Below are 14,496 nucleotides of genomic sequence, written 5' to 3'. Positions count from 1 at the left end.
ATTATTCTCTCCCTACGCGAGTGGTGTCGTCACGCTGCGCATTCGCCCGGCGCTGGTCCATGACCGTGCCGTTACTGGTGCGCTGGCTGCTGGAGCTGGCGCCGCTGTTGGCAGACGGAGCGGGGTTGAGACGAATCAGGCTGGTGTCTTTACTGCCTTCAGCCGCCGCGCCGGTTTGGCCACGCAGCATTTGATCCAGCGGTAACACCATAAGATTGTTGCCTTTGTCATTCACCAACACTTTACGGGTGTGGCTCAGGACTTTTTCCATGGTTTCGATATACAGACGCTCGCGGGTGATTTGCGGTGCAGACTTGTATTCCGGCAACAGCTTGGCAAAGCCCGCAACCTCACCCTGTGCTTCCAGGACGGTACGGTCTTTATAGGCTTTAGCATCTTCCAACAGACGCTGTGCCTGGCCATTAGCGCGTGGCTGAACTTCGTTGGCGTAAGCTTCTGCCTCACGGATGTACTGCTGCTCGTTCTCACGTGCGGCAATCGCATCATCAAATGCGGCTTTCACCTCTTCCGGCGGACGAGCGGCCTGGAAGTTGACGTCCAGCAGCGTGATGCCCATGTTGTACGGACGAATAGTCTCTTCCAGTACGCGTTGGGTATCGCTACGCACGATAGTACGGCCTTCGGTCAGGATCTTGTCCATGGTGTACTTGCCGATAACGCCACGCAGGGCGCTGTCAGTAGCCTGACTCAGGCTATCGTCGGCGTTGGTCACGCTGAACAGATAGGCTTCCGGATTGGTCACGCGGTACTGCACGTTCATTTCTACGCGCACCACGTTCTCATCGGAGGTCAGCATCACGCCAGAAGCGGCCAGTTCACGCACCGACTCCACGTTGACCGGACGCACTTCATCAATGAAGGTCGGCTTCCAGTTCAGACCCGGCTGCACCAGGTGGCTGAACTTGCCAAAACGAGTCACGACACCGCGCTCGGCTTCTTTGATGGTGTAGAAACCGCTGGCGGCCCAAATCACCACCACCGCAACCGCAGCGATACCGATAATACGACCGCTAAAGCCCGGCCCCGAAGTGCCAGTACCGCCGTCGTTATTGTTGTTGGAACCTTTGCCCCCGCCCAAGCCGCTCAGTTTCTTGCTCAGCTTGCGGAAGATATCGTCCAAATCAGGTGGCCCTTGATCGCGACCGCCTTTGTTATTACCGCCAGAGTTGCCGCCATTGTTATTGCTGCTCCCCCACGGGTCGCGGTCCTGTCCGTTATTACCGGGCTGATTCCACGCCATGTTTTAGCTCCATATTCTGTGATTGGGTACTTCAGGCTTACGCGAAGCTCAAATGTAACAGGATATGATCATACTATAAAGTTAATCAGATCCAGTTCCTGTTTGCAGAGGCGACGCCATTCGACGATAGGCATACGAACCACCACGCCAATGCTGCCGTCTTCTTCGTTCCACTCTTTCTCAATTGCCTGAAGCTGGTAAAAACGGCTACGAAGACGGCCTGCCTCTGGCGGTAAGCGCAGCTCATAATGCGCGATTTCCCCCGATAAGCGCTCCGTCAACGCCTGATACAGCAACGGGATACCTTCACCGCTGGCGGCGGACAGCCACACCCGGATCGGTAAGTTTTCATCGTTGCGGTCGATACGCGGAACAAAATCATCCAGCATATCTATTTTGTTCATCACTAACAGTGTAGGGATCTCATCCGATTCAATCTCTGCCAGCACGGTATTTACCGCTTCAATGTTCTCATCGACACGGGTATCCGCGGCGTCGATTACATGTAACAGCAAAGATGCCTGACGCGTTTCTTGCAGCGTTGCCTTGAAGGCGGCCACCAGATCGTGCGGCAGGTGCCGGATAAAGCCTACGGTATCCGCCAACACGGTATCGCCCACATCGGCCACGTCGATACGCCGCAGGGTAGGATCCAGGGTGGCAAATAGCTGGTCGGCCGCGTACACATCGGCAGACGTTATTCGATTAAACAGGGTAGATTTACCGGCGTTGGTGTATCCCACCAGCGATACGGTTGGCACTTCGGCACGGGTACGCGCACGTCGGCCCTGTTCACGCTGCTTAGCTACCCGCTCCAGGCGGCGTAGAATCAGGCTAATGCGATCGCGTAACAGACGACGGTCGGTCTCTAATTGGGTTTCCCCTGGCCCGCGCAGGCCAATCCCCCCTTTTTGGCGCTCAAGGTGCGTCCAGCCACGAACTAAACGCGTGGCGATATGACGCAACTGCGCCAGCTCTACCTGCAGCTTACCTTCATGGGTACGGGCACGCTGGGCAAAGATGTCTAGAATCAACCCGGTGCGATCGATCACCCGGCATTCGCACAGGCGTTCAAGGTTTCTCTCTTGCGCCGCGGAAAGGGAGTGATCAAACAGGACAACAGATGCGCCACTGGCTTTTACCGCATCTGCAATTTCTTCGGCCTTTCCTTCACCGACAAAGTACTTGGGATGTGGGGCTTTGCGGCTACCAGTCACCACTTGCAAAGCTTCGACACCTGCAGAGGACACCAGGGATTCGAACTCACTGAGATCTTCTGTATCTTTGTCTTGCGAGAAATAGATATGAACCAGGACGGCCTGCTCACCGGCTTCATAACGGTCAAACAAGCGTGCAACCTCTCAAACGGAAATCCGTGAGTTTGGGGGACATAAACAGCCCACGGCTGCTTATGCTCCCCGTCATGGTTGACTCGCAACGCGCTTTATTCAGCGTCATCGCTTTCCTGCTGCGGCTGTTGCGGCGCAGACGGGTTGTTACCATGGTGATAGTTACTGGTGCCGCCGCTCGGAGTATTGCTATGGTGCGAAACCGGGCGTGACGGGACAACGGTAGAGATAGCGTGCTTATAAACCATCTGGCTCACCGTGTTTTTCAACAGGATGACAAACTGGTCAAAAGACTCAATCTGGCCTTGCAGCTTAATACCATTCACCAAATAAATAGAAACCGGAACACGTTCACGACGCAATGCGTTCAGGAACGGATCTTGCAAAGATTGCCCCTTAGCCATTCTATCTTTTCCTTATTTGCTTGTTGTTTTTAACTAAGAACCTGTCGGCTCTAAAATAAACGACCTAAAAAATTTGCGCGCTGAATACTCATCAATTGTACACAATCACTCAACCTATGCACTAACAACCTGTATTACCGAGTCCAAAGCCTCTCCCGGCTTCTCGCTGCCCAGCCAATGTACCGAGTCCCAGCCTCGTAACCAGGTCATTTGGCGCTTGGCCAATTGACGCGTTGCGCAAATACCACGATAAACCATCTCATCGTAACTAATTTCACCAGACAAATATGACCACATCTGGCGATAACCGACACAGCGAATGGAAGGCAAGTCCGTATGCAAATCACCCCGTGCAAAAAGTGCACGCGCTTCCGTCTCAAAACCTGCCGCCAACATTTGATGGTACCGCAGCTCGATGCGTTGATGGATCAACTCACGGCTGGTCGGCGCTATCGCAAATTGGTGCACATGATACGGCAACGATTCACCCGAAATTTTAGTCAGTTCCGTTAAAGTTTTACCCGAAATAAAAAAAACTTCCAGTGCTCTGGACAGTCTCTGCGGATCATTCGGATGAATTCTCAATGCCGCAACCGGGTCAATCTCTTGCAACTGACGGTGTAAAACGTCCCAACCCTGCTCCGCCGCCTGCTGTTCGATGCGTTCGCGCACCATAGGATCGGCAGGTGGCAACGGCGATAATCCTTCCAGCAACGCCTTGAAATAAAGCATGGTTCCCCCCACCAGCAGCGGGATACGCCCGGCGGCGGTAATGGCGGCCATCTCTTTCAGTGCGTCGGCGCGAAAGTCCGCGGCGGAGTAAGCTTCGGCGGGATCGCGAATATCAATCAGCCGATGCGGTGCCTGCGCCAGTTCTTCAGCGCTCGGTTTGGCCGTGCCGATATCCATGCCGCGATAAATCAGTGCGGAATCCACGCTGATTAATTCCACAGGCAGGCGTTCACGCAGCGCGATCGCCAATGCGGTTTTGCCCGAGGCGGTCGGCCCCATGATAAAGATAGCCGGGGGACGTGGTGTCATTTCAGTTTCAATCATGCCTAAGTGCTGTCAGTGCAGCCTGTAAATCAACAGGTTGTAAAAGTCCGCTGGGTGGTGATTTGACCAGCTGCGGGCAAAGTCGTTCAACGTCGGTCAGCAATTGTATCGCTTGCGAGGTGTTCCACTGTTCATGTTCGCTACCTAAATGGCGGGCAAACCAGGTGGCCAATACCGCGGGCGACATCTCCTGATGCTCGGCCAGATAGCCTAACAGTTCGGGTATCAGTTTTTGTAAATTTTGTTGGCGTAATGGTAAAGGTACTGCGCGCAACGTCACACGCCCGTGATCTACTTGCAGATCCAACCCCATTGTTACCAATAGCGGCTGATGATGTATGCAGGCTGCCGCCTCTTGTTTGTTCAACGTCAGCTTGATGGGGATCAGCAGCGGCTGTGGCCGCAGGCCTTCTTGCGAAGGATTAAGTTGCGCCTGACGTAACCAGCGTTCGGCCACCGGCAGGTTAAGCAACATCAACTGCTGACCGTTTTCAATCAGCGCATAACACGGAGGGTAGATCATCAGCACACGGCCGAAACTGTGCTGACTCCCGGCCAGTGGCGTTTCCTGCTCGGTTTTTACCGGTGGAAACAGCGGTTGCTTCGGTGCTTCTTGCCGTGGCTCAGCCACTGGCGTGGCCTGCAACAGCTTGCCGTACAGCTCACCTTCCCGCTTCTGGTAACCACTGCCCGAATGATAGGCCGGTTGCGGCGCACGTTCACGCGCGACGGCAGGCTCGGTTGATGCGGTTTCTCGGCGCGGTGCAGGCTGCGAAAAATGGTTGCCGCCAGCGGCGACGCGGTTTTCCGGCTGCCAGACCGGTGCCGGTTGCTGATCGGTTTCATCGGTCAACGGCAGCGGCGCATTGCCGACCTGCTGCAACACGGTGGTTACCGCCTGATAGATAAAATCGTGCACCAGCCGAGCCTGATGGAAACGCACCTCGTGCTTGGCCGGGTGAACATTCACATCCACCTGATGCGGGTCTACCTCGAGATACAGCACATAGGCAGGCTGCTGGTCGTCTTTCAGTTGATCCTGATAAGCCTGGCGGATGGCGTGATTGATCAAACGATCGCGCATCATGCGGCTGTTGACGTAGCAATACTGCATTTCGCCCAGTTGCCGGGCACCGGCGGGATCGGCCACCCAGCCGCGAATGGTCAGGTCACCGTGCTGCCAGGAGATGTTCAGCGCATGCTGCAAAAAGGCCGGGCCGCAAATACTGCCCAGACGGCGCTCATACTGGCTCTCGTCTTTCGCTGCGCGATATTGACGCATCAGCTTGCCATTGTGACTAAGGTTGATCGCCACATCGAAACGCGCCAGTGCAATACGTCGCACCACTTCATCGATATGGCCAAATTCGGTTTTCTCGGTGCGCATAAATTTGCGCCGCGCCGGGGTGTTGTAGAACAGATCCAGCACTTCCAGCGTGCTGCCTATCGGGTGTGCCGCCGGCTTGACCGTCACCGCCTGATCGCGGCCTTCGGCATAAGCCTGCCAGGCTTCGTTTTGTTCTGCGGTACGTGAAGTGAGGGTTAAGCGAGAAACCGAGCTGATGCTGGCCAACGCCTCGCCGCGAAAGCCGAGGCTGACAATGGCTTCCAAATCGTCGAGCGTGCTGATTTTACTGGTGGCGTGACGGGCCAACGCCAGAGCCAGGTCGTCCTTGCCAATACCACTGCCGTTATCACGAATGCGGATCAGCTTGGCGCCACCACGCTCGATATCAATATCAATACGCGTCGCCCCGGCATCCAGACTGTTTTCCACCAATTCCTTGACCACCGACGCGGGCCGCTCGACCACTTCACCGGCGGCAATCTGGTTGGCAAGCTGGGGCGGTAACACCTGGATGGGCATGCTGACTCCTGTATTGTGGGCGCTAGGCCTGCGGAATGGTCAGCGTCCGATCCAGCGGCGCGACGTCCGACTTCAGTTTATTCACGCGTTTCAGATCGCTGACGCTGACACCATAACGGCTGGCAATAGAAGTCAAAGTATCACCGCGGGCCACTTTATGCTTCGATGGCTTCTTCACGCTGGGTTTCGCCTTGGCGACCGTGCTGGCTGCAGCGGCGGATTTACCCGCCGGCACCTTGAGGCGCTGGCCGACCCATACGCCATCCTTCTTCAGCTTGTTCAGGTCACGCAACGCCGCCATGGTAGTGCCATAGCTGTCGGCGATCCCGGAGAGCGTTTCCGCCCGCTTCACTACGTGAATCTGCGTTTTACCGCTAATACGGCTGCTGCCGGCCGAACTGACGATCGGTGCAGGCTGACTGACGTCTGGTGTTGAGGAGTTAACCGCCGCTGCGACGTCCAGCGGTCGGTTTTCCACCTTTGGGTCGGCTTGTAGCGGATGCGCCAGGAAATAACTACGCAGGCCGTTGTGGATCGCCCTGGCAATTTTTTCCTGATACGCGCTACTGCCGAGCAGCCGCTCCTCCGTGCTATTACTGATAAATCCTGTTTCCACCAGCAATGATGGAATGTCCGGCGAACGCAGCACGCCAAGGCTGGCGTGTTCCGGACGACGTTTATGCAATGAACCGACGCTCTGTAACTGCTGCAAGACTTTGACCGCAACATCGTAACCCACACGTTGCGAGTGACCGAATTGCAGATCCAGCACTGCCTGGCTCAGGTAAGGATCCGCCTGGCTGTTAGCCAGCAAATCGCCCGCACCGCCCAGCAATTCAGACTGTTTCTCATGCTGTTCCAGCCAGCCCGCCATTTCACTGTTGGCCCGGCGGTTGGACAGAACCCAAACCGAGGCCCCATTGGCACTGCGGTTTGGCGCGGCATCGGCGTGAATGGAGATCAGCACGTTGGCGCCCTGCTTGCGCGCTACGTCGGAACGTCCCATCACCGAGATGAAGTAGTCACCATTGCGCGTCAGGACCGGTTTGAACTGAGGATCGGCATCCAACAACGCCTGCAGGCGACGAGCAATAGCGATAGTGACATTCTTCTCTTTCAGGCCGTTCGGGCCGATAGCGCCCGGATCCTGCCCGCCGTGACCGGCGTCAATGGCTACCACTACCCGATCGCCGGAACCTGCGGAAACGCGGCTGCTGCGCGGCGTAATTTCCGATGCGGTCCCCGCAACTACGGTTGTCTTGTTGCTGAACGGATTCGAACCGCTTGGTGCTTTACGCACCGGTGCCGGTTCATCAGGCTCACTCACCACGACTGGCGCTTTACGCGTTGGCTGGCTCACCACCGGCGCAGGTACCGGAGCTTTACGCACTATGTTGGTATTAGCGCTACCCTCGGCGGCAATGGTAAACACCACGGTATAGATACTGCCGCTTTGGCGTGTTGCCACCCGGGTCTTCGAACGTTGGGTCAGGTCAAACACCAGCCGCACGCTCTGGGCGTCTTTCGGCGTACTGGAGCGGATGCTTTTCACCAGGTTTTGACCGCTAAAATTCAGCGGCAGGCCGCCGACCTTGCCCTTCTGGTTAACGTCCAGGACCACGCGGTCCGGGCCATGCAGTGGGAAAAAGGCATAATCCGGCGGGCCGTTGAAACTCACCGAGACGGTGGCTTCGCGTTGGGCATTGGTGACTTTAATATCAGACAGCGACGATGCGGCCAGCGCACTGGCCGCACCCAAAGGCCCCAATACGGCGATCAGGGCGATTACGAATAGTTTTCTCAACGCATACGTCATTGCGGCGTCATTCCTGTGGCCCGTGAATACGGTCTAAAAGCTGGCTGCCGTAGGCGGAAACCGCCTGAATTTTTGCTTCTCGCCCCTGATCCTGATAGCTGAGATGCAGCTCCAGATCCGGCTCCGGCAATACGCCCGTGCCCTGCTGTGGCCATTCCACCAGGCAAATAGCATCCTGCGCAAAATAATCGCGAATGCCCATAAATTCGAGTTCTTCCGGATCGGCCAGGCGGTACAAATCAAAATGGTATACCGCCAGCGGCTGCAGCGCATAAGGCTCTACCAGCGTGTAAGTGGGGCTTTTAACATTGCCCTGATGACCCAACGCCTGCAGGAAACCACGGCTGAAGGTGGTTTTACCGGCGCCCAGGTCACCGTAAAGGTAAATTACGCTGGCACGATCGCACGCCTTAGCCAAGACGGCACCCAGTGCGACAGTCGCTGCCTCATCCGGCAGAGGTAAAACGAGTTCTTTCATTCGATAGTTTCTATTTATGCCAACTCAGGATTAACGTAATAAGGAATTTCCGGCAGTAAGTCACTTGCCAGCATCCCCCTGATTCCTTGTCTTGCCGCCACGCGATCGGCGGCTGCGCCATGCGCCACACATCCGGCACAGGCTGCATCATACAGCGAGAGCTTTTGCCCCAGCAAACCGCCGATGATACCCGACAAAACATCGCCCATTCCGCCGGAGGCCATGCCGGCATTGCCGACGTCGGCGATCGCCATCTGGCCGTACTGGTCGGCAATCAGCGTGCCCGCACCTTTCAGCACGGCTATGCCACCGTATTGCGCCACCAGTTTACGCACTGCAAGTAAGCGATCACTCTCAATCTCGGCGGTACGGCACCCCAGCAGGCGTGCCGCCTCCCCAGGATGCGGGGTAATCACACGATTCTGACGCTTCTCGGGATTTAATGCCAGCAAGTTCAACGCATCCGCGTCCCATAACGCCGGTTTATCACTGGCTTGCAATACTTTCAGCGCATTCCTACCCCATTCGCCCTGGCCCAGTCCCGGCCCCACCACCAGAACATCAGCCCAGTCGAGCGCCTGCTGCAATGCTTCGTCACTTAAAGGCTGTACCATCAGCTCAGGCCTGGCGGTCAATAATGGCCCGACATGCTCTATGTGAGTAAGCACTCGCACCAATCCGGCGCCGCTGCGCAGTGCCGCCTCTGCCGCCATGCGTATCGCACCGCCAAAACCATGATCGCCGCCAACCACCAACAAACGCCCTTGTTCACCTTTATGCGAGCACGGACGACGCGGTTTCAGCCACAGAGGCAGGGACTCGGCAGTAAGCCGCTGAATCTGTGTCGGTTGCTTCGCCAGCCAACCCGATAATCCTAGCGTACTCTGGTGAAGTTGCCCGACCCAATCACGGGCCTGACCGGTTAATAAGCCCGGTTTAAGGGCAATAAACGTCATAGTGTGCGAAGCGCGGATCACCCCCCCAGGCACAGCACCGCTTTCGGCCAGCAAGCCCGAGGGAATATCAAGTGCGATCACCGGTGCGCAGCTGCGGTTCGCGGCTTCAATCAGCGCATCGTATGGCGCACGCGGCGCACGACTCAGCCCGGTACCAAGCAAGCCGTCGATGATCAGATCACTATCTTCCGGCCAACGACTGTCAGCCGGATGAATTTCACCACCGGCGGCCAACCAGGCCTGTCGCGCTTCTGCGGCCTCGGGTGGCAGTGGGCGTGTGCCTTCGCAGGCGATCAAACTGACCTTAACACCGGCCGCCGCTGCCAGTCTGGCGACCACGTAACCGTCGCCGCCGTTGTTGCCATGGCCACACAGCACCAGCCAGTGGTGAGCGGCCGGGTACTGGTCGCGTGCCAGGATGTAAGCCGCCTCTCCGGCACGTTGCATCAGTTGGTAGAGTGAAATCCCCAGCGAGGCAGCGGCGCTGGCTTCAGCCCGCCGGATCCAGTCTGCAGACCAGACAGAGTGTGATAAACTAGCGGAGTATTGTTTTTCACTGTGGCCCGTCATGACTCACCCCCTCGATCTCAATCAACTCGCCCAACATATCAAGCAATGGGGCCAATCGCTAGGATTCCAGCAGGTAGGCATCTGCGACACCGATCTTAGCGCGGAAGAGCCTAAACTGCAGGCCTGGCTGGACAAACAATACCACGGCGAAATGGAGTGGATGGCGCGCCACGGTATGCTGCGCGCCCGGCCCCATGAGCTACTGCCCGGCACCCTGCGGGTGATCAGCGTGCGCATGAACTATCTACCGGCCAAAGCGGCCTTTGCCAGCACGCTGCAGAACCCCGAATTGGGCTATGTCAGCCGCTATGCGTTGGGGCGTGATTATCACAAACTGCTACGCCAACGGCTGAAAAAGCTTGGCGATCAGATCCAGGCCTACTGCGGCGAACTGAATTTCCGCCCTTTTGTCGACTCCGCGCCGGTGATGGAACGCGCATTGGCCTCCAAGGCCGGGATTGGCTGGGTTGGTAAACACTCACTTATTCTCAACCGCGAAGCCGGCTCCTGGTTCTTTCTCGGCGAACTGCTGATCGATCTGCCCTTGCCGGTGGATGAACCGCAACAGGAACAATGCGGCCGCTGCGTCGCCTGTATCACCACTTGCCCGACCGGAGCCATCGTCGCGCCCTATACCGTGGATGCCCGGCGCTGCATCTCCTATCTCACCATCGAGCTGGAAGGCGCCATTCCTGAAGAATTTCGGCCGTTGTTAGGCAACCGTATCTACGGCTGTGATGATTGCCAGCTTATCTGCCCCTGGAACCGCTTCTCACAGCTCACTGACGAAGATGATTTCAGCCCGCGTGCCGCACTGCATGCGCCGCAGCTGATTGAACTGTTCGCCTGGACGGAAGAGAAATTCCTGCGCATCACCGAAGGTTCTGCCATCCGACGCATCGGCCATTTACGCTGGTTGCGTAATATTGCCGTGGCGCTGGGTAATGCCCCCTATCAGGATGCCATAGTGATCGCGCTGCGCTCCCGGCTGGAACAGGACGCTATGCTGGATGAACATATCCACTGGGCACTGAAGCAGCAATTGGGGCGGCGTGAGGAGCAAGGTATAGAAGTGCAGACAATGCAGAAAAAACGATTGATACGGGCTGTGGAAAAAGGATTACCGAGGGATGCCTAAAACCCTGCGTTCAGGCCCAATAGTCACTCTGTGGATTTGTGCATAAAAATAAAAATGCTTTGTCTTTCAACTGCAACAAAAAGAGCAAGTGATCGGCATAACGTTTGCCGATAAATAAATATCGTTATAAATCAAACTAATAAATATTTCATTTGTGTGGCGTTGATTTTTTGAGCTGAGGGTATTATGTACGCTACCTGTGGATAAGTCTGTTCACAACATTTCGACAGGGTATGTACAACAAGACAGGAAGCCGCGCCGCTAAAGGCGTTGGACTGAGTTAAATCGAAGATAAAATTGGAGCGGGAAACGAGACTCGAACTCGCGACCCCGACCTTGGCAAGGTCGTGCTCTACCAACTGAGCTATTCCCGCATTGAGATGCTTTGGGCATCCGGCCATCAAACAACAACATGGCCTTTGAATTTTTTGGAGCGGGAAACGAGACTCGAACTCGCGACCCCGACCTTGGCAAGGTCGTGCTCTACCAACTGAGCTATTCCCGCGTCGCATGGGTACTACTTGATACTTTTTTTATTCATCACGCCACCTAAGCAGCATTGTTGAATTTGGAGCGGGAAACGAGACTCGAACTCGCGACCCCGACCTTGGCAAGGTCGTGCTCTACCAACTGAGCTATTCCCGCCCGGCGTAACGATGTCGGAACTAAACGAAATTCTTCATCGGTACGGGGTGCGCATTATACGAGAAATCCTTTCTGCCGCAAGCCCCTGAAAGCAAAAAAACGCGTTTTTTGTTTGTTTGCCGATTAAAGCGCCAAACTGGTTAATTAAGCGGCGGAATTGGCCGCTTGCAGTAATAAGGCCCCCTGTTCAGGGGGCTGACATCCATTATAGCTGGATGAAATGCTCACGGTAATAGGCCAATTCGCCCACCGACTCACGGATATCATCCATAGCCTGATGAGTGCCCTGCTTTTTAAAACCGCTGAGGATTTCCGGTTTCCAACGGCGCGCCAGCTCCTTCAAAGTGCTGACATCCAGATAGCGGTAATGGAAGTAGGCTTCCAGTTCCGGCATATAACGGAACAGGAAGCGGCGGTCCTGCCCCACACTGTTGCCGCAGATTGGTGATTTGCCCGCCGGTACCCACTGTTGCAAAAAGGCGATGGTGGCCAACTCGGCGGCATGGTCGTCGTACTGACTGGCCTTCACCCTTTCCACCAGTCCGCTGCCGGTATGAGTCCGCACGTTCCAGTCATCCATCAGGCCAAGCTGTTCGTCGGATTGATGCACGGCGATCACTGGCCCTTCCGCGAGGATATTCAGATTGGCGTCGGTGACCAGGGTAGCGATCTCGATAATGCGATCGCGTTCTGGATCCAACCCGGTCATCTCCAGATCGATCCAAATCAGGTTATTTTCGTTTCCTGTCATGATATTTCCTGCGTAAAAGCCAAAAGATAAACAAACTATAGGCAAGGCGGCGAGCGACGCTGGCTGTTTGCCGACGGTAGTAGGCTGCACGTGGCGGCTAACAACGGTTATTTAATATAAAATAGCGTGTATCATAGTCCTTTTGGTCGCCATGAGCGATAAAGCGGATTCAAGTGAGGCGCAGTGAGCAAGAACAAACTGTCCAAAGGTCAAGAACGCCGCGTGCAGGCGAACCATCAACGTCGCCTGAAGCGCACTGACAACAAACCGGAACTGGATGATTCCCAACTGGGTGAGCCGCAGGACGGCATCGTCATCAGTCGTTTCGGCATGCACGCCGACGTTGAAGCAGCGGATGGCACTCAGCACCGCTGTAACATCCGCCGTACGTTACGTTCGCTGGTGACCGGCGATCGTGTGGTATGGCGCCCTGGCGTCGGCACCCATGCCGGGGTGAAGGGCATCGTAGAGGCCGTGCATGAACGCACTTCCGTACTGAACCGCCCCGACATCTACGACGGCGTGAAGCCCATCGCCGCCAATATCGATCAGATCGTCATCGTCTCCGCCATCCTGCCAGAGCTGTCGCTGAATATGATCGACCGCTATCTGGTGGCCTGTGAAACGCTGGAAGTCGAGCCGCTGATCGTACTGAACAAAATCGATTTGCTGGATGCCGAAGCACGCAAGACCGTCGACGGGATGATGGATATCTACCGCCATATCGGCTACCGGGTGTTGGAAGTTTCCAGCCAGACGCGTGAAGGCATGGAGGCGTTTGAACAAGCGCTGGCCGACCGTATCAGTATCTTTGCCGGCCAGTCCGGGGTGGGTAAATCCAGCCTGCTGAACGCCCTGCTGCCACCGAGCGATAAGCAAATTCTGGTAAATCAGGTTTCCGATGTCTCTGGCCTCGGGCAACATACCACCACCGCTGCGCGGCTGTACCATTTCCAGCACGGCGGCGATGTGATCGATTCACCGGGTGTGCGTGAGTTTGGTCTGTGGCATCTGGAGCCGGAACAAGTGACTCAAGCCTATGTCGAATTCCGTGACTATTTGGGCGGTTGCAAATTCCGCGACTGCCGCCACGATACCGACCCAGGCTGCGCCATCCGCGGGGCGATGGAGAAAGGCGATATCGCGAAAGAGCGTTTCGAAAACTACCATCGCATTCTGGAAAGCATGGCCTCCGTGAAGGTTCGCAAGAACTTCACCGACGCCGCAGGCTGATAATACCGGGCGGCGTTGACTGTGGCGGAGCCACGGTTACAATGCGCGCCCTTTACCCCGATTCACGAGGTTAATGTGCTGGATAGCATCAAAATTAAATTGCAGTATTGGTTACCCAAGCTGGCGCTGACGCGCCTGGCCGGCTGGGGCGCAGATAAACAAGCCGGTTGGCTGACCCAGCTAGTGGTGAAGGGCTTCGCCCGCTATTACCGCGTGGATATGCAGGAAGCACAAAATCCTGACCTGACCTCTTATGCGACCTTCAACGACTTCTTTGTTCGCCCACTGCGTGACGGCGCACGTCCGATCGTCGATGGCACCCACTGGCTGGCGCTGCCTGCAGATGGCGCGATAAGCCAACTCGGCCCGATCAACGACGACCAGATTTTCCAGGCTAAAGGTCATTACTACAGCCTTGAGGCGCTGCTGGCCGGCAACTACATACTGGCTGAGCCGTTCCGCAACGGCCTGTTCGCCACCACTTACCTGGCACCTCGCGACTATCACCGTGTGCATATGCCATGCGATGGCGTACTGCGCGAAATGATCTATGTTCCGGGCGACCTGTTTTCTGTTAACCCGCTGACCGCGGCCAACGTGCCAAACCTGTTTGCCCGCAATGAGCGTGTGATCTGCGTATTCGATACCGCTATCGGGCCTATGGTGCAGATCCTGGTGGGCGCCACCATCGTCGGCAGCATCGAAACCGTCTGGGCCGGTACCGTTACGCCGCCGCGCGAAGGCGTCATCAAGCGCTGGACCTATCCGGCAGAAGGCACTGAAGGCGCTATCGCACTGGAGAAAGGGGCAGAGATGGGCCGCTTCAAGCTCGGCTCGACGGTCATCAACCTGTTTACCCCAGGCAGCGTGCAGTTTGCCCCGCAGTTGAACAACGGCACCGTGACCCGTATGGGCGAAGCCTTCGCAGAAATCCCGGCTGCATCTGTCGCCGCTGAAACAACGCAGATCTAA

Annotated in this window: 12 protein-coding genes and 3 tRNA genes; 3 read left to right on the top strand and 12 right to left on the bottom strand. The window is 56.3% G+C overall.

Features of this window, described 5'->3' with window-relative positions:
• Position 1: 1 nt before the first annotated feature.
• From hflK to nnr, 8 genes are all read right to left on the bottom strand, one after another.
• Entirely contained in the window at positions 2 to 1,261 is a 1,260-nt protein-coding gene (hflK, locus tag ACSOSI_RS01650; RefSeq protein WP_012004896.1) for an FtsH protease activity modulator HflK, read from the bottom strand.
• 68 nt (positions 1,262 to 1,329) lie between these two features.
• Entirely contained in the window at positions 1,330 to 2,610 is a 1,281-nt protein-coding gene (gene hflX, locus ACSOSI_RS01645) for a ribosome rescue GTPase HflX (RefSeq protein WP_012004895.1), read from the bottom strand.
• Between the two features lie 95 nt (positions 2,611 to 2,705).
• Positions 2,706 to 3,014, bottom strand: a complete 309-nt coding sequence (gene hfq, locus ACSOSI_RS01640; protein WP_012004894.1) for an RNA chaperone Hfq — start codon at positions 3,012 to 3,014, stop codon at positions 2,706 to 2,708.
• A gap of 114 nt (positions 3,015 to 3,128) precedes the next feature.
• Positions 3,129 to 4,070, bottom strand: coding sequence for a tRNA (adenosine(37)-N6)-dimethylallyltransferase MiaA (gene miaA, locus ACSOSI_RS01635; RefSeq protein ID WP_476706442.1), 942 nt, complete (start codon positions 4,068 to 4,070; stop codon positions 3,129 to 3,131).
• Complete coding sequence (gene mutL, locus ACSOSI_RS01630) at positions 4,063 to 5,937, bottom strand: DNA mismatch repair endonuclease MutL (protein WP_115183403.1); 1,875 nt, start codon at positions 5,935 to 5,937, stop codon at positions 4,063 to 4,065. The genes miaA and mutL overlap by 8 nt, the downstream gene beginning before the upstream one ends.
• Positions 5,938 to 5,959: 22 nt before the next feature.
• The gene (gene amiB, locus ACSOSI_RS01625; RefSeq protein WP_012004891.1) at positions 5,960 to 7,753 is read right to left on the bottom strand and encodes an N-acetylmuramoyl-L-alanine amidase AmiB; all 1,794 of its coding nucleotides are present in this window, start codon (positions 7,751 to 7,753) and stop codon (positions 5,960 to 5,962) included.
• Positions 7,754 to 7,760: 7 nt separating this feature from the next.
• Entirely contained in the window at positions 7,761 to 8,231 is a 471-nt protein-coding gene (gene tsaE, locus ACSOSI_RS01620; protein ID WP_012004890.1) for a tRNA (adenosine(37)-N6)-threonylcarbamoyltransferase complex ATPase subunit type 1 TsaE, read from the bottom strand.
• A gap of 14 nt (positions 8,232 to 8,245) precedes the next feature.
• A complete protein-coding gene (gene nnr, locus ACSOSI_RS01615) occupies positions 8,246 to 9,757 on the bottom strand; it encodes a bifunctional ADP-dependent NAD(P)H-hydrate dehydratase/NAD(P)H-hydrate epimerase (RefSeq protein WP_476706441.1) in 1,512 nt (503 codons plus the stop codon).
• On the opposite strand from nnr, the gene queG reads away from it, so the two are divergent.
• Positions 9,756 to 10,895: a tRNA epoxyqueuosine(34) reductase QueG gene (gene queG / locus ACSOSI_RS01610; RefSeq protein ID WP_012004888.1), complete on the top strand. Its 1,140-nt coding sequence runs from the start codon at positions 9,756 to 9,758 to the stop codon at positions 10,893 to 10,895. The two genes, nnr and queG, sit on opposite strands and share 2 nt — an antisense overlap.
• Positions 10,896 to 11,193: 298 nt before the next feature.
• On the opposite strand, the gene ACSOSI_RS01605 is transcribed toward queG, so the two are convergent.
• The 4 genes from ACSOSI_RS01605 to orn form a co-directional block, all read right to left on the bottom strand.
• Positions 11,194 to 11,269, bottom strand: a tRNA-Gly gene (locus ACSOSI_RS01605).
• Between the two features lie 55 nt (positions 11,270 to 11,324).
• Positions 11,325 to 11,400: transfer RNA gene (locus ACSOSI_RS01600), tRNA-Gly, on the bottom strand.
• 64 nt (positions 11,401 to 11,464) lie between these two features.
• Positions 11,465 to 11,540: transfer RNA gene (locus ACSOSI_RS01595), tRNA-Gly, on the bottom strand.
• 205 nt (positions 11,541 to 11,745) lie between these two features.
• Complete coding sequence (gene orn, locus ACSOSI_RS01590) at positions 11,746 to 12,291, bottom strand: oligoribonuclease (RefSeq protein WP_012004887.1); 546 nt, start codon at positions 12,289 to 12,291, stop codon at positions 11,746 to 11,748.
• A 183-nt stretch (positions 12,292 to 12,474) separates the two neighbouring features.
• On the opposite strand from orn, the gene rsgA reads away from it, so the two are divergent.
• The gene (rsgA, locus tag ACSOSI_RS01585; protein ID WP_012004886.1) at positions 12,475 to 13,524 is read left to right on the top strand and encodes a small ribosomal subunit biogenesis GTPase RsgA; all 1,050 of its coding nucleotides are present in this window, start codon (positions 12,475 to 12,477) and stop codon (positions 13,522 to 13,524) included.
• A gap of 75 nt (positions 13,525 to 13,599) precedes the next feature.
• Positions 13,600 to 14,496, top strand: a complete 897-nt coding sequence (gene asd / locus ACSOSI_RS01580; RefSeq protein ID WP_115183406.1) for an archaetidylserine decarboxylase — start codon at positions 13,600 to 13,602, stop codon at positions 14,494 to 14,496.

This window comes from Serratia sp. AR11, from assembly GCF_056376275.1.
This window is presented reverse-complemented; position numbering and strand designations above follow the sequence as displayed.